The organism is Paraburkholderia sabiae, assembly GCF_030412785.1.
Lineage (GTDB): Bacteria > Pseudomonadota > Gammaproteobacteria > Burkholderiales > Burkholderiaceae > Paraburkholderia > Paraburkholderia sabiae.
On the sequence record NZ_CP125298.1, the window covers coordinates 284,188 to 308,231 of the forward strand.

At 58.5% G+C, this 24,044-nt stretch carries 19 protein-coding genes; 3 read left to right on the forward strand and 16 right to left on the reverse strand.

What is annotated here, in order from left to right:
• Positions 1-235 precede the first annotated feature (235 nt).
• The 15 genes from QEN71_RS44055 to QEN71_RS44125 all read right to left on the reverse strand — a co-directional run bounded on the left by QEN71_RS44055 (position 236) and on the right by QEN71_RS44125 (position 17,149).
• Positions 236-1,456 carry a hypothetical protein gene (locus QEN71_RS44055; protein WP_201657590.1) on the reverse strand — a complete coding sequence of 407 codons (1,221 nt, stop codon included), beginning with the start codon at positions 1,454-1,456 and terminating at the stop codon, positions 236-238.
• A gap of 12 nt (positions 1,457-1,468) precedes the next feature.
• A complete protein-coding gene (locus QEN71_RS44060) occupies positions 1,469-2,062 on the reverse strand; it encodes a type 4 pilus major pilin (protein ID WP_201657587.1) in 594 nt (197 codons plus the stop codon).
• Between the two features lie 56 nt (positions 2,063-2,118).
• Positions 2,119-3,237, reverse strand: coding sequence for a type II secretion system F family protein (locus QEN71_RS44065; protein WP_201657584.1), 1,119 nt, complete (start codon positions 3,235-3,237; stop codon positions 2,119-2,121).
• An 8-nt stretch (positions 3,238-3,245) separates the two neighbouring features.
• Entirely contained in the window at positions 3,246-5,657 is a 2,412-nt protein-coding gene (locus QEN71_RS44070) for an ATPase, T2SS/T4P/T4SS family (RefSeq protein WP_201657581.1), read from the reverse strand.
• 4 nt (positions 5,658-5,661) lie between these two features.
• Positions 5,662-6,246 (reverse strand): hypothetical protein, encoded by a 585-nt coding sequence (locus QEN71_RS44075; RefSeq protein WP_201657578.1) that lies wholly within the window; start codon positions 6,244-6,246, stop codon positions 5,662-5,664.
• Positions 6,233-7,510 carry a hypothetical protein gene (locus tag QEN71_RS44080; RefSeq protein ID WP_201657575.1) on the reverse strand — a complete coding sequence of 426 codons (1,278 nt, stop codon included), beginning with the start codon at positions 7,508-7,510 and terminating at the stop codon, positions 6,233-6,235. The genes QEN71_RS44075 and QEN71_RS44080 overlap by 14 nt, the downstream gene beginning before the upstream one ends.
• Positions 7,511-7,518: 8 nt before the next feature.
• Entirely contained in the window at positions 7,519-9,150 is a 1,632-nt protein-coding gene (locus QEN71_RS44085; RefSeq protein WP_201657572.1) for a type II secretory pathway protein, read from the reverse strand.
• 4 nt (positions 9,151-9,154) lie between these two features.
• Entirely contained in the window at positions 9,155-9,775 is a 621-nt protein-coding gene (locus QEN71_RS44090; protein ID WP_201657569.1) for a toxin co-regulated pilus biosynthesis Q family protein, read from the reverse strand.
• Positions 9,776-9,777: 2 nt separating this feature from the next.
• Positions 9,778-10,206: a lytic transglycosylase domain-containing protein gene (locus tag QEN71_RS44095; RefSeq protein WP_201657566.1), complete on the reverse strand. Its 429-nt coding sequence runs from the start codon at positions 10,204-10,206 to the stop codon at positions 9,778-9,780.
• On the reverse strand, positions 10,203-11,480 hold the full coding sequence (locus tag QEN71_RS44100) for a TrbG/VirB9 family P-type conjugative transfer protein (RefSeq protein ID WP_201657563.1): 1,278 nt from the start codon (positions 11,478-11,480) through the stop codon (positions 10,203-10,205). The genes QEN71_RS44095 and QEN71_RS44100 overlap by 4 nt, the downstream gene beginning before the upstream one ends.
• Positions 11,477-12,283: a transglycosylase SLT domain-containing protein gene (locus QEN71_RS44105; RefSeq protein ID WP_201657561.1), complete on the reverse strand. Its 807-nt coding sequence runs from the start codon at positions 12,281-12,283 to the stop codon at positions 11,477-11,479. The genes QEN71_RS44100 and QEN71_RS44105 overlap by 4 nt, the downstream gene beginning before the upstream one ends.
• On the reverse strand, positions 12,276-13,538 hold the full coding sequence (locus tag QEN71_RS44110; RefSeq protein ID WP_201657558.1) for a TrbI/VirB10 family protein: 1,263 nt from the start codon (positions 13,536-13,538) through the stop codon (positions 12,276-12,278). Before QEN71_RS44110 ends, QEN71_RS44105 begins: the two co-directional genes overlap by 8 nt.
• A gap of 2 nt (positions 13,539-13,540) precedes the next feature.
• Complete coding sequence (locus tag QEN71_RS44115; protein WP_201657555.1) at positions 13,541-14,416, reverse strand: TrbG/VirB9 family P-type conjugative transfer protein; 876 nt, start codon at positions 14,414-14,416, stop codon at positions 13,541-13,543.
• 5 nt (positions 14,417-14,421) lie between these two features.
• On the reverse strand, positions 14,422-15,132 hold the full coding sequence (locus QEN71_RS44120) for a type IV secretion system protein (protein WP_201657552.1): 711 nt from the start codon (positions 15,130-15,132) through the stop codon (positions 14,422-14,424).
• A 622-nt stretch (positions 15,133-15,754) separates the two neighbouring features.
• Positions 15,755-17,149: a replication initiation protein gene (locus tag QEN71_RS44125; RefSeq protein ID WP_201657549.1), complete on the reverse strand. Its 1,395-nt coding sequence runs from the start codon at positions 17,147-17,149 to the stop codon at positions 15,755-15,757.
• Between the two features lie 1,058 nt (positions 17,150-18,207).
• Here QEN71_RS44125 and QEN71_RS44130 point away from each other — a divergent pair.
• The 3 genes from QEN71_RS44130 (at position 18,208) to QEN71_RS44140 (ending at position 21,956) form a co-directional block, all read left to right on the forward strand.
• Positions 18,208-19,413 (forward strand): ParA family protein, encoded by a 1,206-nt coding sequence (locus tag QEN71_RS44130; protein ID WP_201657865.1) that lies wholly within the window; start codon positions 18,208-18,210, stop codon positions 19,411-19,413.
• The gene (locus QEN71_RS44135) at positions 19,410-20,399 is read left to right on the forward strand and encodes a ParB/RepB/Spo0J family partition protein (protein ID WP_201657546.1); all 990 of its coding nucleotides are present in this window, start codon (positions 19,410-19,412) and stop codon (positions 20,397-20,399) included. The genes QEN71_RS44130 and QEN71_RS44135 overlap by 4 nt, the downstream gene beginning before the upstream one ends.
• Positions 20,400-21,083: 684 nt before the next feature.
• A complete protein-coding gene (locus tag QEN71_RS44140; protein ID WP_201657543.1) occupies positions 21,084-21,956 on the forward strand; it encodes a hypothetical protein in 873 nt (290 codons plus the stop codon).
• A gap of 1,807 nt (positions 21,957-23,763) precedes the next feature.
• On the opposite strand, the gene QEN71_RS44145 is transcribed toward QEN71_RS44140, so the two are convergent.
• Positions 23,764-23,994: a hypothetical protein gene (locus tag QEN71_RS44145; RefSeq protein ID WP_201657541.1), complete on the reverse strand. Its 231-nt coding sequence runs from the start codon at positions 23,992-23,994 to the stop codon at positions 23,764-23,766.
• Between the last annotated feature and the right edge of the window lie 50 nt (positions 23,995-24,044).

A 24,044-nucleotide genomic window follows, 5' to 3' on the forward strand; every position in this document is an offset into this window, starting at 1 on the left:
GCACCTTGCCACACAGCAGGAGAAACAGTTGTCCAGCCAGCACCTGTCGAACACTGAGTCTGCGGAATGGCTGCGTGGCTAACAGGTGCGCCGCACGTCGAATCCTGATAGCCTGCCGAGCACAGTACGGGCGTGGCCGTCGCGCTCTTCCCCACGACCAGCAGGGTTGCCATCAACAACATAGCCAAAATATTCTTCCAGCGTTTCATCTCATTACCCTTCTGTTTTCGGGGATTTAGTACGCGCAATAGGTCGATACGACGCCCCTCGCGCCCGGAATCGGCGCACCAGCACCGTCGTATATGAGGATCGTCCACGGACCGGTGCCGGCCACCGGTCCGAAGTTCACGCCCGTTGTCGGGTCGACGGAAAAGTTTTGCGGCGTCAGTTCTATCTGCGGGAGTCCGCCGTTGGGACACGTCGGCGCAGGAACAACAGTGCCATGTACGACTTGCCAATAGGCCATGCGCAGAATACGACCGCCAATCGGCAACCATGTCCCATACAGGCATTGAAGCAATTGACCCGATCCATCGCTGTTGGCGGACATAGCGGTGCCAAAGCACGCGCTCCCCGGCACAGCGAGATTGCCGACCTTTACGAATCCGTCGACCGTTGCATTACCGTGGACCGCGGCCGCGCCGGCGTCCAGCGGCCCCGGTGCCGTGCCAGCCGCATTCTGAACGTAGAGTGTCGACGGTGTTCGAATTGCAGTGCTCACAGCGACGTTCGATGCAGCCAGTGTTGGTGCTGCAATCGTTCCCGTCGCGTCGATGTTCTGAACGTTGTGAAGGCTCACCCCATTGACATTCTGGTCGCCCGTCCATGTGAGGCTCCCGTCGCGTCGGATGTATACCGAACCACCGTCGGTGCCAGGACCGTTCGTCGCGAGGACAGTCGCTGCCTTCGCACCCAGCGGGTTGGGAGCAGTGAACGATCCATTGATGCCTCCAATCACGCTGGGGTTCTGGGAGTTTGAATAGCCGAACTGACTCGTCCCCGCCAGCTTGGCGCCCGCCTGCGCTACCTGAGCGGCACCGCCTACGTCAGGCTTGCCTCCCTTCAGTAGCGGATTCGTCGAGTACATCGTAAAAGCGACGCTACAATTTCCAGCCGCCTGCGTGCACCCGGCTGGCACCATGGTCATAGTCGTTGCGTATGAGCCGCCCCAAAACGGGCCGGCCTTGTGCGCCTGTTTAAGATTGCCGGCCGTCACAAGTTGCGCAATGGTTGGCGGTGTCAACGTTGACACGTTACCCGACGCGGTGTACTGCGAGAGGACCGTTCCGAAGTTGTCAGAGATCCACGCGTCGAAGGCCATCACCAGTGTTGCCTGGTTCTGGCCTTCGAGCGACAGCATCGTCGCACGAGTATTCGCGACATCTGCCTTGATCGCCTGCACCGTCAGAATGGCTGAACCGAGCAGGACGAACATCATCTCCAGCAAGCTTGCCATGGCTGCCCCGGATCACGTGCGCGACGTGTAAAGCTGAAGAGTCGCGTATGCACCGCCCGCCCGACATGCCGTGCCAGCGGTAGTGCTGCTGAAGGTCGTATTGGGACCCGAGAGCGTCGTGCCGTTCGCTGCAACCTGCGAGTACGTGTTCGTCAACGCGGCCACGCTCATCGAGCATATCGCCGCAGGAACCTCATACGACATGATGAGTGAGTCGTTTGCAGTGCTTAGCGTGCCGACGGAGATCGTTACTGGCTGGTTGAAGATCCCTTTCAACGATGAATTGTCCGACGCAAGGCGCGCTCCTGCCGAGTCGAATGCGCGGTTCGTGGCAAGCGTCGTCAGCGTCTCGCTGGAGAAGTCGGCGTCGTTCTGCGTGGCATTCAGCATGCCAGTATGGAACATCTGCGCCTCGCTCGTGAATTGCGACGACCTGATCAGGGTGTAGACGTAGTTCCCGCCCTTGATCACCGCGATCGCAAGTAGCGCTGCGCCCGCCATGTATGCACCGGCCTCGATCAGCGACAGTTCGCCCGACTGCTTTCTGCGACGGCCCATCTGGATCAGACGCAAACGACGGGCGCCGTCAATCTTTTTCTGCTGCATAAAATCTCCCTATGTTCACGCCTGAAAGCGTGGAAAAAATGTCTACGATCGACGACTTACTGCGAGCCTGCGACGGGAATGCCGCCGCTCATGTTCACCGCCCCGGTGACGACGTATGAACCGACGCCGATGCTTAGAAAGAGAATGACCGCCAAGCCCAGCAGAACGTAATGCGTTAGCCGTGCATTTCGCTTCACAGCCTCGACCACGCGAGCGAGCGAATCGCGACCAAGCGACTTGATCGCCGCTTCGAACTGATCCCGGCCCGCCGCATCGGTAATCGTGTCTACGATCATTTCCGAGAAGATGCCCGTGTCAAGGGCGCGCATCGGTTGATCGGGACGCTGCGTTAGGCGTTTGCTCATCGTTGTCAGATGCCAGCGCATCCACGGGTCCGACGATTGCGCTACCCGGTTGATGGCCGCTCGCAGCGTCAGGTTTGAATCGAACAGACCTGCCAGCGAAACGATCAGGAGCGCTGCGCGCATGTCGCGACGATTTCGCCACATGAGTGGAAACCTGTCGAAGCGGTTACGCAGCGGACCGATCCAGCGCTTCAATGTGTGGAAGTACAGCGCGATCGTTGCGATCACCAGCGAGGCAGATATCCACCAGTACTCGTAGGCGAAGGTATCGATATGAAACAGCAGACGACCCGCATCAGGCCATTGGTCCAGCGGCTTGATCTCGACAATCTGCGGATAAATCACTCCGCCGAACATCATGCAGAAGCCGTAGAGGTAGACCAGCAGAAATGTCGGATAGGCAACCTGCAATGCGGTTTGCGATGAGAGCGTGCGCTTGGCGAACGCGGCCATCTCTGCAAGCTCGAACCCTCTGGCCACTGCGTCTTTCTGAGTCGACTCGTCCGCGATATCGAAAAGCGTGTACTCGTCGCCGGGAATGAACGGCTTGATGGCGGCGGAAAAGGAATCACCCTTTACGAGACGCTCGCGGACTTGCGCAAAGACCTTCCACTCGATGCGGTCGCGTTTCCGGTTACGGTTCTCGTAGGTCTCGAGACGTTCGCGCAGAGTTTCCACGTCCCGTAGCCCCTTCTTCTCAATATCAAGCCGTGTTTCCTTGTAGAAAGTCTCACGCACACCCTGAAACCTCCAACGGGCAATACGCATCTGCGCTGCTTCGGGAAGCATGGCGATCAACGAACTAAGCATGACGGATATCAACCTTGTTGGAGTTTCCCGTCTGCACCCGGCATCACGCGGTATTGCGCGAAGGACTGCATGGAACGGTTGATGAATTGTGGGTCGATTTCGCCGCGCGAAGCCTTGAAAAGAGCGTGTTCATATAGCGTCTTTCCGGTCATATCCTCGTTGTCGAACCCGGTTGTACGTTCGCCACGCCACACAGTGCGCGCGCCGCTCCAGTCCCGCGCCGCAATCCGCTCTAGAAATTCCGGCGTCGGTCGGTACAGTTCGGCCACGAGCGTCGGTCGCATCGTGCCGCCGGCAACCTTGCCGTCGCGTGAGAAAAGTCCGTCGAGGCGGCAGTGGTCGCAACCAGCATGATTGCGGCAAGCCATCTGCGAAGTGTCGAGGCCGAACTTCGAGCGTAGCAACTCGAGGTCAGCGGTAGGCATCACCTTTTCGGCAGACAGCTTGCAACGCGGGCACAGGGTCGGCACCAGCTTCTGGTTGCCAACGGCATTGATAAATCCCTCCGCCGCCAGTTCGTCGATCGGAAGTTGGAGTCGGCCGCCCGCCATACGCATGACGGCCGAGATAATGTCGCCTGCGTGTAACGAGAAGCGCACTGGATGGCCTGTCAACGCAAGTTCCGACACGAGCCCCATCACGACGCGATCGCGAACTTCCGAGATCGTGACGTCGTCGGGGTCCATACGCATGAGCGTGCGGATGACCTCCGCGTATTTTCGGTTCGCTTCCTCGTCGGACTCGTCCGGGCGTCGGATGATCGATATTTCCGACAGCCAAGGCAACGGATATTCCGACGGCTCGCTGACAGCGAACTGCTTTTTGAGCTCGCGATCCGGCAGCATGTAACTCAATGCGCGCAGCAGCGTCGTCTTCCCCGAACCAGTTTCACCCGTCAGAACCGTAATACCGCCACTGACATAGTTGAGCGTGTCGATCAAGGCAAGTTGGCTTGGCGAGAGTCCCATCTGCTCGGGCATGAGCACCGAGTAGTTCTTGAAGTTGCCATCGAGCAGACGCAACCCGACGTCATAGCCTCCAACCATCGATGCGGATTGCCATCGCAGGTTGACGGTATCTCGCCCAAGAACCAGCGGGATCATTGCCGATTGCGGCGCGCTCGGCTGGAAGGAGTTGCCCGAGTTCGTATTCTTTTGGACCAGATCCGAATATGCCGCGGAGAGCGCCCGACGCACGATGTTCTTCGGCAGGCGCCGGTATGTGTAGAGGTCGCCATTCACCCGGAAGCGCACCTCGACTTCCCCCAGGAAATCGCGCGGCTCAATATGCACATCGCTCGCGCCGTACGCATGGGCCGCCTCGATGATGTCCCGGAAGTTGCCGATTGCGCGCGATGCTTCACGCTCGCCACTGACAAGCGCATCCCGATTTCCCTGCTTTCCTTCATAGATCGCCGCGATAACCTGCTCGGTCGCGATCATCTCTTCCTGCACGAGAAGATCGTGGGCAGCGAGGTCCTTAAGGAACGTGGCGAACTGCGCGCGCTCACTGAAGCGTGCCGTCGCCGCAACGATGGCAATGCCCGGTTGTATTTCGACTGCGACGAATTCCTTGCGCACTGCCGCCGATATGCGCAGCGTCGAATCGGCTTCGATGCCCGTAATGACGCGCTTGAAGTCCGGCAGCGCTTCCGCCGACACGAGCGCAGGTCTGCCGCTCATCGTGCTGATGGAATCATTCTCCTGGTCATCGTCTTCTTCGTGGTCCCGGGTCGTCGACACGTGATTCGGTCTTCCCTGAGGATGCGCTGTTGCGGAGATAGGCACGCGAGCGGAAGACTGCGCCGATGCTCGTGCTGATGCTGCTGATGCTGCTGATGCTGCTGATGCTGCTGATGCTGCTGATGCTGCTGATGCGTGCGACAACGATTGGGTGGTTTCATTGGATACCGCTACTGGTTCAGCGGCATCGGCAGGACGAGCAGCCTCAGCGACCGTCGCAACCGTGGCACGCCGCTCCACAGGGTTTGACTGCGCTGCGATCATCTCGTCCAGCTCGCGCAGGGCCTTTTCGCCCTCTGCATACGCATTGCCCAGTGTCGCGGCCAAATTGTCTGCGGGAGCCACAGCGGGCTCGCGGACTGATGGCATTGCGACGTGCTCCTCTACCAACGCAGGAGCCTCAGGAGCCGCCGCGGCAATGCGCACCTCGGCTATCTTGCCATCTGATTCCTTGAATTCCTCCACATCCGTGATGTCGTCACCGGACAGCTTGCGACCGAGAAATGACACCGTTGGATTGATCGCCTTCGTCGGCTCGCTAAAGCGCGGCTCTTGCGCGGCGCGAGTTGCGCCCTGACCCGTCGCCACAAATGCTGTCGGCCTTATGCCGCGTAACCGCTTCAGAAAACCACCGCTTGCCTGATCCTCGTCCGTCTCGATACCTGAAAAGAGACTCATCGTCTTATCTCCCGTTGGAACCGAACGAACCCACGCTCGTAGCCACAGGGAGCGGCCCGCCGAGGTCGGTGATGGCCCGCACAGCCGGGGCGTCTAACATCGGCGGCGACGCCGACGTTGTGGATATGACTTCTGTCCATGTCCGCTTTCCTTCGGAAACGGAGATGTGGTAGCCGTCGACGCGCGTAACGACCCAGCCGTTGATCAGCCTTTCTCCGCGCGCAGCGGAGTAGACGCCACCCTGGTAGTCGTAAAGGACGTGCGCCCCGGTCATATCACTGTATGCCCCAACGAAAGTGACAGGGACAGCGCGCGGTGCGGGTGGGCTTGATGGCTTGGTTGCTTTCGGAATCACCACTGGGGCGGCTACAGGATTCGCCAATGGTGTCGCCAGCGATCCATTTAGATTCACTCCCTGGGCGGGTGCCTGTGCCCCGTCCGTCTTGCGCATCGAGTTGACAAGATTTTGACGTGCCAAACCGTCAATGTCGTCCAGCGTCAAGTGCTTCTCATCGGCATGCGCGGTGCTCGCGAGACAGAGTGCAAAAAGCGATGCCGCCACGATGCGCGCGGTGTTATTGGAGTACATAGTATTTACCCTTCGCCGTGAAGTGAACGCCAGTGCCGTCTTCTTTCAATTCGAGCTCAAGGGCGTCGAGCGACATGTTTTCCGGCAGGTTTCCAAGCAGCCGGCTTTGCCACATATAGCCATCAATCGTCCACTCACCTACAAGGACGATGGGCCCGGCCACGTCCCCCGCGTTCGGCTGACGTGCGAGAAGGCGTTGTGGTGGCCTCAGTGTCACGACATACCCATGACTCGTCAGCAGGTCTGGCTTGGTCGAAAGACGCTGCGGATCAGTCTGCAGCTGTTTGATGAGCATCTGCGCCGTAGGCCACTGCCGCGCCTGCGCGAGAGAAACTCTCTGCATTTGAGGAACGGCTGGTCCTTTGATTGTCAGATGCAGACCGTCAGCATCGAATACGACGGGGCGCATTTCCGCCGATGCGCGAGCGTCGAATTCCTTGAACGTGCCCCCTTCGCGCTTGAAAGTGATTGCGCACGAACCAGCGACGCCGCACGTAGCCTTCTCAAACTGCCATCCGTCCACGTTCGTTTCCTGGCGGCCAAATGTGTCCAGCAGAGCGGGGGCAAGTTGAGATGCAAGCGGCACGGAGCCAGCGAACATGCGCGCGACCGCGCTCTGATATTCCTGCATGTAGGTCGGCGGTGGAGCGGCCGGCGGCGGCGGACTGATATAGCTGATCGCTTCGCTTCCCCCGTAGATCAGCGCGACCGCGATAATTGCCAGCGGAACCGCCTTTGGCAACTTCACGGGCAGCTTTTTGATGAGGCCGACGCTCTTGCTTCGCAGCAGTTCGGCTGCGGCAAAAGGCTCATCGAGATCGACAAGATCCGCACCGTAGCCGATTGTCACCAGCTCGACGCGATCGCGCTCACATTCGTCCTCAAGCGCATTGCGACGCGCGCCTAGCGCATTGAGCGGGATGGTTTCATCTGTCCGGACTGCTCCGCGCACAACGAGGATCGCGTGGACACGCTGTGCGTCCTGGATCAGTACCAGAACGGCTGGCTTTGTCCGCACGCGTTCGAGATCGGCAACGCGCGCTGCAGCGGAATAGAGCTTCACACCCTTGCGATCAGCCGCTTCCGGCGCGCAGAAGCCAGCTACCGTTTCTTCCTTTCCCTTGATCTCGACGAAATGCGTCGCGTCGAGTTCCTTCGCATAGCGTCGGCGTTCACCAGCCCCGCCCTTCGTTGCATATGCGCGCCATTCGAGGCCGAAGACGAGCCGCGCCTTCTTTCCGGTCGGAATGTTTTCGAAATGCATTTCGCCGCTCACATCGAGGGCACGACGTTCGCGGTCAGCATGATCACCTGGAACGTCTTCGCCTTGTTCGACGCTCCGCTGAAGCCCAGGATACCGTTGTTGCTGGAGGCATCGTAGTTGTTGGTCACCGCACCATACATGACGACCGTTTGACCATCAGACAACGCAATCGTCTGGTCATCTTTGCTGCCCACGATATCCGGCAACTGGATCTGTTGTGCCGATGCACCAGAGCCCGTGCCAATCGTCGTAAATGGCCCGTTCAGTTTCGAACTGTCGCTCCAGTAGGACAGAATGATCTGGTTGTGATCATTCACGGACGGCAGGATGTTCACGAAGTCACCGACGGTGACCGATCCAGGTGTAAGACCTGGCAGACCCGCGCCGCCGCTGAGCGAGCCCGTCGCTGGGGTAGTTGCTGCCAGATAGCCCTTGGTCTCGAATGAACCGATCGACATCGGGAGGCCATTGAGGGTCATCTTCGTCTGGGTGTTGTCCGAGATCGTCTTGCCATATGTGTTGAGCGCGTTGATCACCGCGTTCGTGCCCGTGAGCGGCGCATTTGGCTTCAGGATCGACAATCCAACCGAACCCGCCGAGGTTGCAAGCGATGTGGGCGACACGACGCTGATCGAGTACTGCACGAGACCATTAGAGATCTTGTTGAAGATGATGTCGGCACTTGCGCCCGCCTGCGAACCATTGTTTAGGGCGATTTGAAGCGTACGAACACGCACAGACACCTGACGCGTCGATATCGCGTTCTCACGCGTGAGAACTTCGCTCATGCGATCAACCGCTTCCTTCGTGTCTCGCACCATAACCAGCCGGCTTTGCGGATTAACCGTGATCTTGCCGAGCGGCGATTTCAGGCTTTCCAGCTCTTTTGTGATCAGGTCGATCTGATCAAACTTGCCGTCGCGGCCAGTCGACGTAACCGCGGAGAATGAACCGGTGTTAGCACTAGTTGTACCGTTCGCGGTCGACTGCGAACCCGTAGACGTATCGGTCCCCTTCGACATCAATGATTTGACGTTGACGGTGCCGGGAATAGCTGCGATCTGAAATGTACGGGTCACGAAGCGTGAGATATTGATCGTCGCGCCGTCAAAACTCCACGCCAGACCGAGGTCCTCAGTCACGCTGTGCAGGTATTGGCCAAGCTTCGCGTTGCCGGGCTGCCTGTAGATGGGGTCTACGTTCGTCGCAGCCTGTCCGAGTCCCGGGACCGAAAGCCTTGCAGCTCCATTGCCTCCGTTTGCACTGCCCGAGGTAGTTTCGATCAAGGCATCGCGCGGAATGAAGACGTCCGGGCTCAAGTGCACGGGGTAGCCTGCCGCATCAGAAAGCATTGTTGCGATCTTCGACAGTGGCAGATTCGCCGGTAGGGTGACGGACTTCTCGCGGAACACTGCTGGCAGAGTCGCTTCGTATGCGACCGGGACAGGCCGGTCGCCGAGAAAGGCGGTCGGTACATGTTCGACGAGAGGCATCGACTCACCCATGCCCGCCATTGCATGCGTTGCGTCGTGTGTTGCCGAGTCATACGCGTTGTTCACGTCGGATTGCGAAACCACGCAACCGGTAAGCGTGGACGCGACGAAAAGGGAAACAGCAGCCTTAAATCGGTTTGCTCGCATCGGTTCAATCCTGGCAGTTGGCCGCGCGGGCGACCACGCGAATTACGTTGTTGGTGTGCTCGCAAACTCGGGTCGGTGTGCGCATGTGATTGGTGGCTTTCATAACCTGCGTGAGCACGGAATCGAAATCGCCGCTAAAAGTCGCGTTGAATTCGAGCGGTAGGTCGTCGTCGATCTTCCATGCGAGTTGCCAGCCCTGTTGCTGTAACCAGCGATCCAGTGCATTGCGCAGATTGATGTCCTGCGGTGTGATAGCGAGAGTCAGGACACCACCGGGTGCCGGACCCGTTGTGCCCGGAAGAATTACTGGGGTGACGGCTGTCGATGCAACCAGCGATGTGGGTACGGCTGCAACAGGGGGCACCGAAGCAACAGTCGGAGCCATTGAGGGCTTCCCGCTGACTGACGCCGCTGGAGTTGATGGACTTACCGAACCCAATGTCGCTTTAGGGACGGCAGCGGGCGCAGATAGCATCTGCCAGCCATCGCCCGCCGGCGGGGCGACACGCGACTGATCCGGGTCGATGGCCGCATAAGTCCAGAGGGGCACTGCGGCGAGCGTCAAAGCTGCGAGCACACGTGCGAGGACGCGCACGCTGTCGTTGCGTTCGATGGTTACGTTCATTTTTATTGCCCCTGCCGCTGCAGGCGGCGATTAATAGCGTTGGCGTAATTCAGTTGCTTCCACGGCGTCGACGCGTTGTAGGCACCGACTGCTTTCCAGGTTGGGCCATACCGCCTGATCTTTCTCGCGAGAATCCAGGTTCCTACATAGGCGTTCACACATGCATCGAACAGGTGTTCGCGGCGTATTCCGTAACGGGCGAGACCGGGAAGTTCGCCGGAGTTCACCTGCATCAACCCGATGTCCTCGGAGCCATCGGTGTTCACGTGAACGGCATTCGCCCGCATACTGGACTCGTTCTGTGCTATCGCGTGAACGAGCTGGCTGTTGATGTGCTGAAACGCCGCAGCATCATCGAGACAATCCGCCTGTGCGATCGACAGACACAACGACGCAACGACGCCAACTACGACACGGATCAGCTTCTTCACGATTTCTCCACCGCCGCCGTTGGTGCTTGCGCCGTCGCAGGCTTGACGGCGGCAGGGCGGTCGAAGAACTTCACGTCGTGACTGCGCGTCACATTCACCATGTTGCCGTCAGCATTCACAATGAACTGATCTGCTGTACCGTTGAACTTGTAGTACCGCCCCTTCTGTTCGCCAGACCCAAGATGTCGGGCGTCAGAGACCTTCACGTTGCCAATGGTGTCGGCAAACTTGAAGTACGTCGACCCGTCCTTGTCGAACACCGCTTCGAGTCCTGCGCTATTCTTCGCGTCGAACGAATAGACGAGACCTGCGACCCGGGCCACCTCGACGCTGTCGGTACCGTTCGACACGACAAAGCGGTCAGTGCGGTTCAGCGTCACGACATTGCTCGATTCATCCCATTTTGGCTTGAGGGAGTGCCCCTCCATGTCCCGAAAGACGAGTTCTTTTGCAGGCCTTTGTGCGAAACGGATCTGGATATGGGTATCGTCACCGTCGCGGATTGCGACCGCGCCAAAGGACCCAGCGAGGCCATCACTCTGGGGCGACTTTTCAGGGGCCTCAATCGGTTCTGCCGGACTCGCCGACGGCGGCACGGACGCGACAGCAGGTGCCGCGCTCGCAACATAGTTCACGGCCATGGATTTGGCCGCGCCCCGCCGCAGTGTGACGTGGTGCGCGTTGAAATCTACATCCGCGTACAGGTCATCCGCGCCGAGAAGCCGATCCAGAGATTGCATCCAGTTCTCGCCATCGCGAGTCGCGTAGCTTTGCGCAGTCGTCAGATCGACATCCTTCAGGGCCGAACCCGTCCATCCCTGCGGAACAAGCGCCTTGACCAGTTGCGCGAGCGGCAGCGTCGCGCTCATCGGTCGGGTGCTCTCAAGGCGCGAACGGCTTCCGATGATCGCGAGGCGGTTCGAGAATCCGGCAAATCCAGCAGGCATGTCGCCGCTTCCGTTGCCGCGATCCGCCGCGAAGCTGTTCGCCTTCTTCCAGCGCGCCGTAGCGCTGGCGCCACCGACCGAATAGCTCACGACATCGGGCGTACCTGGCACAACGATATAAGGGCCTTCAGGATGCCCACCATCGACCTTGAGCAGCTGGCCAGCGCGCGGCTGCACAAAGGTGTCAGTCCCATCGTTGAATACGAGCGCAGGGCGTTCGGCTAGGTTGCCGTTGATCTGATAATCGAAGTCGAGCGGATCGGTGCTCGCAGCCGACGCGGACAGTGAAAACACCGTCAGCGCAAAGAGAGTTAGCGTGTGCTTCATAAGCCGCGATCGATTTGGGAGAGATGCCGGATAAAGCGCGCGAGATATTCACGGCCAGGCTGGGGATTGGCGCTGTGGTAGTACGCGACTGCCTTCACAGCGGAGTTAGTCTTGCGATAGTTCTCGTTGAGAATGTCTTCGGCGACGTGGACGTTCGTGGCAGGGGCAAGCGCGTCCCATGGCGATGCGAATCGCTGCCGGTGATAGCACCAGTTCACCTGCATCAGGCCTACGTCGAAATCGCAGCGACCGCCAGCGAGAAGAAATCGCACAGCCTTGTACGCGTCCTCGCGCGTACGAAAATAGAAGCCGCGACCCGCGACGTTCAGTGTCCAAGGCCATGCGCGGCCGTTGTACGCCGATTCATTCAGCGCGATGCCAGCGAGAATCTTGGCGTCAACGCTCGTGTGCATTACATCGAACGGTGCCTGCGCAGACGCACAGGCCCAGCCACCGCGCCGCTCGGTGAGTGCGGCTTGCGCCTCATCGCCCAGAACAGCGGGTTGAAGCCAGCCACTCCGGACAAGCAGGCTTTGCAGACTCTCGGTTGCGCCATCGACCACGACCGTCGCGGCGCCGCTCTTCGCCGGTTCAACACGCTGGCCGATCAGAGGCTGCGCCCATTCAACAAAGCGCTGCAGCCCACAGGCATAGACGGGCGTACCCGTGAGCGCGAGCATTGAGCGCTGACCGCCCTCTTCAACGACGAAGCTGTTCGGGCTGATGACCGTCTCAATCACCGCTGCATGCGACGAGGCACACACGAGGGCGAGCACGAGCGCAGCGGCGAAACGGTTAGTCATGGTACGGCTCCATGACGATGTCCTGCGTCACCTGCACCAGGAAGTTCTGGCCGGGCGGCGCTGTGATCGTCGGTGGAATGTTTTGATTGCGTTGAAGCACGGCCTGTGCAGTCGTCGCAGCCACCTGCCCTGCAGTGCTGCCGGTTGTCGTTATGCCGATTGGGCTGGCCGTGGTCGAGGTAGTCGAGCCGTTGTCGAAGCTTTTCAGCAGGACTGCGGTAATGAAGCCAGCACCGAAGATCGCCAGGAAGTGGTTGTTAACGTCGCCCGAGAACCCTGCGTACCCGTTCTCGTCAGCGCCCTGCATGCCGTTCATCGGCACGCTCTTGCCGTTCGGCAAACGCAGGCTGGTGGATGCAACGAGGAGACGTTCCTGACCAACCTTGATGTCCGCGCTGTACGCGCCGTTGATGAACGATCCTTTCGGAATCATCAGGCAGTCACCCCGGATACTGTCGTAGACATCTTGGTCGACCATGAGCGCGACCCGACCCGGCTTGTCTGAATTCAGACCTTCAACCGTCTTTACGTGGATGTTGTGAGGCGGAGTCAGCGTGCAACCGCGTGACTGGCCGTTGAACGTCGTCCTCTCGATTCCGCCCTGTGCCGCCGCGTCCTTTAGGAAAGCGCGATCACGGTCTTCGGGTGCCTGGCCCTGTTTGCTGAGCGCAAGTGCCATCGCATCGGCCGGATTCTGCGCGTTCGCGGTTGCCGAAGCACGCGCAGCCCGAAAGTCATCGAGCGACGGAACGCCAGCCGGCGTAGTGGAGGCCTGCTGAGTGGAGTTGCGACCCGAGCCCGTCGTCTTGAATATCGACGACGTGTAGATCGCGTCCTGCTTGTTGGTTTCTGCGAGAGCGCGGGTGTCGCCGCCGTCCTGTGCGACCTCCTTCTGGAAGTCGCTACCCGTCAGCATCGGTTTGGCGGACGGCTTCTGGGTCGCAGCCGCGTCGGACGCAGCGCGCGCGGCCGCCGCTTCTGACGCCGCGGCTTCCTGTTGCTGGCGGATCATCTGATCGATGTCCGAACCCTTCCCCGTTGGAGCTTCAGTGCTGCTCTTAAGCGCACTCGCCTTCTTCAGCCGTGCTTCTTCCTGCGCCTGATTGCTCGCCTTCAATTCGTAGAAGAAACCCAATACGCCAATGATGATTCCCGCCACCAAACCTATACTCAGGATCGCGTTGCGGGGCGTCTTGCCTTTGACGAGCGCCGCCTGTTCGGGCGTCGGCGCATTCTGGTCGCTCTTCTTCGCCACGATCAGAACACTCCAAAGACGCGGCGCCGACCGCGCGTAACCGTCACTTCATCCTTTCCGGACACGAGCACGATCTCGTCGGCAAGGCGCTGGAAAACGAGAAAATCGCCGCGCCGGATGAAGTTGCCCACTACCCGATCTCCGTGATCCTTGTACATGGGAACCGGCCACGTCTGCGCTTTTACCGGCATTCGCATCCAGATGGAGTGACCATCATCGAAAACCACTTCAGGCTTGAACTCAGCGCTTCCGTCGACCGAGTAATCCCAGTTCAGCTTGTCGGGGGACACGCTGATGTTGCCCGAGTCGGTCGTGCGCTCACCCCCCGCTGCGCCAGCGCCAGCCGAGTCGTCACGAGCTGCCACTCGCGTCATCGGCGCGCGCGGATACTGGAATCGCACGGTCTGGTAAAAGAATCCGCCCGCCGGCGACGCGATCAGAGTGAAGTCGTACTCGCGCCGGTTTGTCGTCAGGTGCAGCGTATTCACGAGATCCGGCTTATGCGGCTTGATGAACACATGGTTCATCTTGTCGTCATCGATTTCCCACTGGATGCTGTCGCCCATTGCCGGGTCCGCAATCAGCTTCTCGCCCGGCTCCAGCTCGATCGTCGTCAGCTTCAGCGGCGCAGTAAGGATGCGAAATATCTGGTCCCGGCTGTACGAGAACACGCCAATACGAGCGTCGCCAGGCATCGTGAGGGGATCCGCGCCACTGTTAAACGGATTCACCGGGCTCATCGGATCACTCGCGATCATTGCGGTGTTGATCGCCCCTGCATCTGCCGGTCGCTTGGCCTTTGCGGCCGCCATCGGTAACACGATCGCGGCAAGCGTGAGGGCGATGCCCATCGCGGGCCGTAGAGGTTTCGTGATCATGAGGCTCAAGCTCCGCCCGTCCGCTCAAGACGGAAAAACGGGATGAAAATACCGAAAGGGTTTTTGGTGAGCGCCGCGTCCGCTGTGGGTGCAACGATCTGATAGCGCAGAGTCAGCGCGTAGGACTTCACGTCAGGCTTGCCCGTCGCACCGGCCTGGGAAGTCGTCGTCGTGAATTCAACGAGAACCGTCTGATCCTCAAGCAGTGCAATGTTCCGCACGTTCACTTCGCGAATCAGTTTCGGGTTGGCGGTGATCTGCTGGAAAGGGGCGTCGTCTCGCAGCCAGCTTTTGAACTGGTCCGTCGCCGCCCCGATCATCTGCGCCTTTACCGAGTTGATGTTGGCTGACATACGGGACGTGTTGAGACTGTCGGTAAGAACCGGCTCAATCGTGAACCACCGTACAGCCATCTCGTTCATGCTCGTGCGGATCGCCTGCGAGTCCGGCTTGTATGCGACGAGCTCTGTCACGACCGGATGACCGCTCACGTTGGCGGACACACCGACTACCTTCGTGACTGACGGCGGAGGCTGGCGTGTCCACACTGCGCCGCCGGCAACCGCAATAGCTGCGAAGGCCATAAGCATCCAGCGATTGGCCTCAACCTTCAGCTTGGTGCTGGTCTCGAAGATCACCTGTGCGGGATCTTCCTCGGCGAAGGAGCCTGGGGCCGTAGAGAGCGCGGCCTGACGCTTGTTCCTGAAAATACGCATGGCAACCCTTGATGAATGGCTACCATTGAAGCAACTTCTAATGCGTAATTTAAGGCGAAAGGCGCAGAGAATTGAGCGCCTTTAAGCTTACGGTCCTCAGGTGTTGTCCGCTCTCGGGGGCGGGGCGTTTCTATTACGTGTTAAGGCTACTCCGGCGGAATGAGCGCTTATTTCGTATCTCTTTTACACCTCTATTGACCAACGATTTGTGCTTGCATGCCGTATCGCTGTAGCCACAAAAACAGGAACGTGCAAGTGTGGCTACAGTTGCGTCGCACCCGAACTTATTTAAATTCATATACTTGGAAGGACCCGCAGTTCGGGCAAGCCATTACACGTAAAACCCCAACGCGCTTAATCTCACAGGCCCGCCAGGGCTTGGCTCGAAATTGTGCGGCATTCTTAGCTCCCCGGGCCCTTCTACCGACGGGATCCCAGTCGCCACCCACAGTTTGAGACTTTCACGGATGGACCTGCGAACGGCGTGCTTGATTTCCCGCTACCTCTAAGCCGGTCCGCGTGGCACTTCAGCGGCCGCAGCTGTTGCGAACGGTCTAGATTAAGCGACGATCTGATCGGAGAGGCTCGTGCTGTCTGTGAAGGCGCGTGTTCGCGTGTCGGTTTAAGCCTTGGGGGCGGCTTTCGTTTTCGTGCGCAGGTATACGAAGGAGTAGAGCGCAAAGGATAGGTCCTTATGCGCCAGCACTTCTGACTCTTGGATCGTCGCAGGGTTGTGCTTTACCCGCTTGATGGCCAGCTTACCAGCCGCTGAGGCGATAAATGCGCGCATGAAGTCCTTTTGCGCCCTACTGTCCGCCTTGTGGTACGCCTCACGTCCTAGGTCGGCAGTCTCGACCGTCCTAGTTTGGCTGCGCTCCTCTGCTGCTGCAGTGCTTGCGGCGACGGCTGCTGTAGCCAGTTGCCGAGCGCTGGACTCCGCCCTCCCCTGTTCCTGCCGCTGTTGCTGGACCGTTAGCATTTTGCGGTCAGCGTCCGATAGCTTGTAGCCTTCGGCAATAGCCTTTAGTAGGTAGGCGCCTGGACTCTTATTGATTTGGCCAGATTCGACCTTCGCGCGCGTGTATTCGATTGCCTGAAGAATACGCTCATCTGACCAGACAGCGCGGTTTTGCGAGATGGTGTTGAACTGCTTTTCAGTGAAGCCGAATTCGTTCTTCAGCGTCGTGTAGATCTCCTGCGCGCCAAGGAGGCTCGCTCGAATGGCCCCAGCAGTTTCCTTGCGCGTTAGCCTGAAACGAATCCGGTCGATCTTCTTCGACTTCGGGTTCACGGTGCGAGTCTCGTAGCTCAACTCAATGTCTGAGACTGCGTTAATCTGCTTAACCGCCTTGTCGAGGTTGTCGCGTTTGAAATACTTGAATTCGGCTGCGGGCGACGCGGCTTTCCCGGGCCAGCCACGTACCACATCGACTTCGAACCATTCGGTTATGCCTTCGGCTATGTAACCGATGACGTGGTCGTAGATAGCTCTAGCATACGTAAGCGTGAAGGCGGAGGTGATTCGCAGGCTCAGCCAGTGCGACTTCACCGGATCCTTGATGTGCGGAATGAGCGGCTCGGGTACAGCAAACGTGATCCGCCCTTTGTCGATACCGACGATACCGATAAGCTGCACGGACACCCACTTTTCATCCTCTCCGGACATGCTGCCCGTGGGCGATGACGAAACCTGGATCAAAGCCTTTTGAGCCTCAGACACTACCGTTCGCAGGTGCTTATAGTTGTAACTGTCATAACGCATGAGCCATCGGAAATAACTCAGCTCAACATCGTAAACCTTCGGGGTGGTCGGTTCCTGCGCCACGATGAAATGCGCCGCGTCCAGGAATCGCCTGGCTGTAATACCCACATCGGTGATGTCGATAAAAACATTGTTCCGTTGATAGCCAATTTCCTTCGTCGATTCGTTGATTGGCGTATCTGTGGCGAGCATCTCCTCGAACAGCTCAAACGACAGCTGGCGCGAGGTTGCGCGTGTCGCGATGTTGTTTGCCATCGGGGATCGTGTCCCTAGTTACCGGTCGCAGAGAATCTAACACGTGTAGGTGAGATGTCAAAAACAAAAAGACTCACCATGAATTGCGCTTTTAAAAGTTGCGCTGGGCAGTGGCACACGGGAACTTAAAGATTCGCGCAGGCTGGACCTTGAACGGGTGACGGACACAGGTTGTTTGTTTTTTTAATTCTTTAAGATCGAAAACTGACAGACGAACTACAGAGAATCAACAATCTTCGTAAAAACAAGCGCTTAGGGGCATGTAGGTGAGCGGTTTTGTGCTTGAGGTGAGAACTTTTGTTGGCCGAAGGTGAGTGAAAATCCTTGGTGAGCGTGAGAAGTTTTCCAGCCTCGGGTGAGTGACTTTGTATCGCATGTAGGGATGGTGAGCATTTTTGTTGAAATGCGTTGCCGATCGCGGAGTCCCTTATCTGACAGGGAACTCTGGGCAAAATGACCGTCGTCGGGTGAATAGTATTGTTGAAACGATGGTGAGTGATTTTGTGTAGGGCCGGAGTTTGGCTGCTCGCTTTTTCGGCTCGATACGCGCGAGGGCGGCCCAGACGGTGCTGTTAGTCGCCGGCGTCTGTGGATAACGCGTTCGGCGGGGATGATGGTGAGTGATTTTGTGGGCAGGCGCGGCCTTCCCCAATGCAAGTCCGCCGCGCGGTTGTTGGCGTTGAGAAGCGAAGCTGCCCGCTAATGGAGTCGATGCAGTTCGCTGCCGTCGGGAGCGTCTCCGGGCGGGGACGGCAAGTCGTTGGTGAGTAGAATTGTTGGAAAAAACGGCAGGCACCGTCAGCTGGCCAATTCCGACCCCTACCTTTCTCAATCGCTTCCGCGTATCTCAACAATTCCTCTCACCATGAGGTGCACTTGAGAGCATGCTTCGAGTAGGTCGAACATTGGGCTCGACCCGGCTGCCCGTCAACATTTTTATGTTGTATTTCAGCGGTTTAGGCGGGGAATTTCAGAAATCAGCCAAAGTGGAAGCGATTTTATCGAAGTTTTCGCGTATTCTACACTTTGTCCTGATTTCCGGTGAAAGTGTAAAAATGATGCCCAAGGCCGAATTCCCCGCTATCACGCGCAAGGTGCCTCTCGCGAAGATCGCTAAATTTGCGAAAAAGTTGGATGGACTGACAGCCGAACTGCGCGAGCAGATCCTCACGCCGAGGCCGCGAAAGGCGCCACCAAACTTTACGACCGCCGAAGTAGCAGATTTGTGCGGGCTGGACCGAACCAAACTCCATTACCAAGCAACGCGTGAAGGTAGCATATTGCCGCCGGGCGTTGCGCACGGCACGGGCCGTAGTCGGCTGTTCAGCTTGGCCGAGGCAAGGACCTACGTACAACAACTGTCGGAAATCTATCAATCGCCGCTCGTGACTGGTCGCGAAGCCGACGGCAAGATTGTCCTAGTTGCAAATTTCAAGGGTGGGTCGACGAAGACTACGACGACCATGTGCATTTCTCAGGGGTTGTCGTTGCGCGGGCGGAAGGTACTCGTGGTTGACCTGGACCCGCAGGCCTCACTGTCCGAACTCTGCGGACTTTATGCTGAGAACGAGGTCGACGAGGATTCGACTGTGCTCCCTTTTATCTACAACGAAGAGATGGAAGGAGGGTTGGAATATGCGATCAAGGAAACTTACTGGGACGGCTTGGATGTGATTCCAGCGCATCCATCGCTGTTCAGTGCTGAGTTCTTTATCCCCTCGATGCTTAAGACTCGGCCAAGCTATCAGTTTTGGGCAATCCTGCGGAAAGGCTTGGAGCCGCTGCGCAAGAAATACGATTACATCATCTTGGACACTGCGCCCTCCCTTTCCTATTTGACTTTAAACGCGTTGATGGCAGCTGATTCGATGGTGATGCCCTTGGTGCCGGAGAGCCTTGACTTCATCAGCTCGGTGTCGTTCTGGGGGCTGTTTTCGGATATTGCCGCGAACTTCATGGAGAAGGAGTCGGACAAAGTCTACGATTTTATCTCCGTCATTCTGTCGAAGGTGGATACAAGCCCGACCTCATCCGCACCCATCGTTCGTTCTTGGACGCAACGCGCTTACGAAGACTGGCTGACCACGACGGAGATTCCCGCGAGTTCGGTGATGAGCAATGGGGCGTTAGCGCTCTCGACAGTATTTGACCTCAGCAAATCCGACGGCGTTTCAAAGACGGTGCAGCGCGTACGCCAACCGCTGGTCGAATACTGCAAGTGGATTGACAACATGTATGTCGATGAATGGAGCCTTGCGCAATGAGCAGCATTCGTGACCGTATGGCTCAGCAAACTGCCAACCTCCGGAAGACGTCCTCAATCTCTGACGAGGAGATGGAAACGAACAAGCCCGTGGTCGAGAAGCCGAAGACGGGGCCCGGAATGGCGGGGGCGTTGGCTGCCGCACAACTCAAAATTCAAGAGTTGGAGGCAAGTGGCGGCCAGGCAACGATTCCAGTTGCGGAGGTATCGCCGAACCCGTGGCAACCTCGGCGGATTTTTGTCGAGGCCGAACTTTCGGACCTTGCCGAGTCAATTCGCGAAAAGGGATTAGTTCAGCCGGTGGCGGTGCGTCGCGTTGAGTCTGGCTACCAGCTGATCGCTGGCGAGCGGCGATTGCGTGCGCACAAGATCTTGGGCATGGAGCAGATCAAGGCGGTAATAGTCGAATGCTCCGATGAGGACATGGTAGTTCTCGCGTTGGTAGAGAACATCGGGCGCGCGAACCTGACCGACTATGAGGTTGCGATTTCGCTCCGGCGGGCGGAAGCAGAGTTCCCGAATCGAAAACGACTTGCTGAGTCCCTCGGTATGTCGCGCGCTGGGCTGTATCAATTTTTGGCGTTCGACAAGCTGCCTGATTTCATCAAGGAACATTTGGACTTGCAACCGGGGTTGCTTGGGTGCAACGCCGCAGAAGAAATAGTATCCGCTATCAAGAAACATGGTGCTGCCGGCTTGGCTGCGGCGAAGGATTTGTGGCCGGACGTCGTTAAGGGCGAAATTCTTCAAGGCCGATATGCTGCGGCAATCGTAGCGCAGGCCACACGTCAGGGTTCACGAGCAGAGGCGCGCGAGCGGAGCATCGCGAAGTTCTTTTCGGGCAAGGAACAGGCTGGGAGCATAACGAAGGACGTCAACTCCTTCACCGTCAAGATCAAGACTGGCTCGCTTAGCGAGGCTCAAGAGACTCGTATCCGGCAACTGATCAGCGAGCTGTACCGAGAAGAACCAAGCGCGCAGCAGTAATGCAGCCACCGGAAGCCCGCGACCGCGGGCTTTTTTATGCCTATCTCAAAGGCGGTCGGCGCTGTGAACCGTGAAGATCGAACGCGGTCAGAGATCGACGCAAAGTGTTGGCTCGGCGACTCTGCTGCGGATGGAGAGCGACGCGCGGTGTCAGTAGTACCGACACTTTGGCCTACAGTTTCGGGTCGGGAACGCCTACGGCCTGCCGAGTGTCAGTTTTGTTTTCCGCACCCTCTTCAATCTTATAAACGAGTGTCAGTAATACCGACACTCACGACCGAGCGAGTGATCGGCATACCCGCTCCGCCAGAGCCGGCAAAGTGCTGGAGATTTCTTTGGCCCGTGTTTGGCCCGAAATTTTTAAGGGGCCAAGCTTGTGCCGACGATGTCCCAAATACGGGCCAAGCAAGCGAAAGAAATTGGCTCGGCCCCTAGTCAGGCCAAAGATGGGCCAAAAGCGGTGCGACGCGCCAACGGGTGACGAGAGAAGTCGCACGATGCTCGCTGCGTCCCGCATGGTCGCAAGTCTTCGAGGTGCGTTTAGATCTCGCTGCCGAGAGGTTGAACCGTGTGGTGACTCGACCCTTGACTGGGTCGGCCGGTAGTATCTAATGATTCGACGGCTTCAAATGCCCGGAAACGGCCCCTATTTAGTGGCCCTTTTGGCGATCGCATCGACCGGCCTTGTTCGATACTTCGTCGTCGCACCTCGCGTACAACGATATGCAAACAGAACTTACTCATATGGCGGCAGACCCTCTTCGGTTGGCCGCGCTCTATCACGCCGGCAACGGTGTTCACTGGTCCTCCTACAGGCAAGCGGCAGCGGTGCTGACCGAGAAACTCAAGGTAAAGGTAGGATTCGCCAGGATCCGCGAAGCGGTAGCGGTATCCGAACTTCCTGCAGAGATCCTCGCAATATTTAGCGAAGTGGGAATCGTCAACAAAACCGCGCGGGAACTGTTGAAAGCCGCAAAGGCACGCGGCGTCTCTTCGTTGGTCGATCGCGCGAGAACACTTGATCCTCAGGGGAAGTCACGCGCTCAGCTGTCTGCGCATGTCTGCGGTAAAGATGTTCTTTTGCGTTCGACGCAGCAGTATTCCAACCCTCTGTCGCTGGCCGAAACATATAGCGAAGGGCTCGCAAAGGGCAGATGGGTCTCTATGACAGGCGCCGCCGCACATCTCGGCGTGCAGAGACAGGCGATTGCAAAGGCTACCGCGATCGCCTCTCTGCCCAGCGAATTGCTGGCCCTTTTCCCCGCGATGACTGTCAAGATGGGAGAGCGACTCGTTGGCTTGGCCAAGATCAGGGGAATGAAGAAAATGAGAGCGCTCGCCATCGAGGCAGGGGGCATAATTCCCCGGCTTTCTCAGGATGAACTGGTTAGCCACCTCGTTGGACTGGCCCGCAACTCGGCTTCTGTGAAGCTGGACAGATCCGGTGGCAACCTGATCCTGACCTACGACCTAGGCCCCGTTGACGAAGATGCCGAAATGAGACTTGCCATGATGGCTGCGTTTCTGAATGCAGGTGGCGTCGTCAAACCTAGATAAACCTATCTACTGAATTTAAGCGAGAGGCATCGGATGGCGCGCTCATTCGCGTCATTGGCCACTACGGAGGGGGTCAGTCTTCGACGGTTGCATTCCTAAGAACGGATTCTGCCTACCCAGATTTGCGGGCGGTCCCGGAAGTTGCGCAGACCGATGTTGTGCCTAGCGAGTCATGCCCGGCCAAATTTCGAGCGCTCTTAAGACTCATGCCGTTCGCGACCGCATCCGGCACCAATGTGTGTCGCAACGGGCATCCACCGAGAGGGTGGGGTGCAGCCTTACCGGCTCGCGTTTGGGCTGTCGCCGGTTCCCGGCGCCGGACGAAGCGCTGCTGCAGTTGCCGTCGGCTCGGTGGACAAACAGTGGGGCGAATGGAAGAGCCTGCGCGATCGGAGTCGTGTGCGCGCGAAAAATGATCGAGCTAGCCTTGGAGGCGAGCAAGGCGATACCGGCGACTTGGTAGTACAAGGCGGTGAAGCGGTTTTTCGCGAAAGCGACCGCCGCAGCCCTCAGCGAAGACTCGCCGCATGCGCGGGCTTTCTGCGCCGTGAGCCGCCACTGGCTGCGTCGATTGCGAACATTGTCGCGCGCCTTCGCGAGGGCTCGGGCTCGGGATGGGCGCCAAGCGCCTCCCGCATCAACGCCGTCTCGTCCGTCGAGAGAAACCGTGCTTGCTTTTCAGGAGTAGCCCGACCGACGGTCGGCAGGCCGGACGCGCGACTAAGTTGCAGGTAGTCGACGTCGCAGAGCCGCTCGAACAGCTCCGTGATGATCTTCTTGGTCCGCCCGCCGACCGGTCCGACAGCGGGCCGAGAAATGGTCGCCACGCCGGGGTAGCCCCACCCTACGCCTATGGCGCGGGCACGCCCCAAGGCGCTGGGGCGCGGAGGAATGCGATGTACGCAGAAAACTCGTCGCGCGTCCAGTCCGAGATCGGCCTGCCGATCCTGCGTGCGTACCAGAATAGGCGCTCCGCCTCGCAGTGAGATGGCGATTGCATCACACGGTACCCAGCGCCCTTGAATAATCGCTCGGTCGTATCGGGTACTGCGTAGGCGTGGTCGCCGCGAGTCGCCCGCGTCCGGTCGCCATGGCTGCGAGCGAGCGTGCGAGGGCGGGCGGCGCGGGTACGACTGGGGCGAAGTCATAGCGGTAGAAATAACGCCAGGCTTGAACGCGCGAACCACCGTCGCCAATCCCGCTAACAAAAACAGTGACTCCCACAGTCTCGGTTCGCCTGCTTCTAGGCATGGCTGAGGGGAAAAGACCTTACCAAGTGCCTTTGTAAGATGACGTCCGTCAACTGCAACATCCTTGTGTAGTCGGCGACTCAGTGTCCTAGCATTGCGGGCCAGCAAGTGATCGCTTAGTATAACTAAAAAAATTCGACGGAACGCGATGGAGAAGGTGAGGGCTCCGTGAAACAATCTTTAGCACACTGCCGGCCGCGCGAAATCACGGCGCAGCGGGCGTTCCAGAGAACGGACGCGGCTTTTTCCTGAAGTTGTTTCACGGTTTAAGAGGAGTTCAGATGCTGAAAACGCCGAAGGAAGCGTCTCTGCGAGTCTTGTCCTCGCATTGAGCCTCCAGCGTAGTGAACATTACGTATTCTGTAATTCTGGCAGGCCAATATAGGGAGCGGGTGAAACGGGGGAGGCGATCTTGGCGGGCCGCTTGTCCTGACTGGACGTAGACGCACGGAATACAAGGGTCGGGAAACGCCTCCGGTCGGAGTAGACAGTTTTAAAAACGACTCCGTCGCGCTGATAGTTCGGTCTCTTGGCGAGACGGCCCGCCTTGTTGGCGGTCAGCGACGGCCGACAGTGCAGGGCGGTTTGGGCAGCGGCTCGGCGTCCGCGAACGCGGTGCCGCAACGCACGGCAAATGCGAAAGCCGACTCCCGGTTGGCAAACTGTCCCAGGTCGCCAAGAGAGGTCGTCTCGCCATCCTCTTCGAGGATCGAAACCCGGGCGACGAACGTGTTGCCGGCTCTTGATACAGACGGCTGGATGGCGACGCCGTGGTGAACGAAATACATTTACGCCTCCCGTCGGGTGGTGTCCACGCGGCGATTGTAGGCCAATTTCT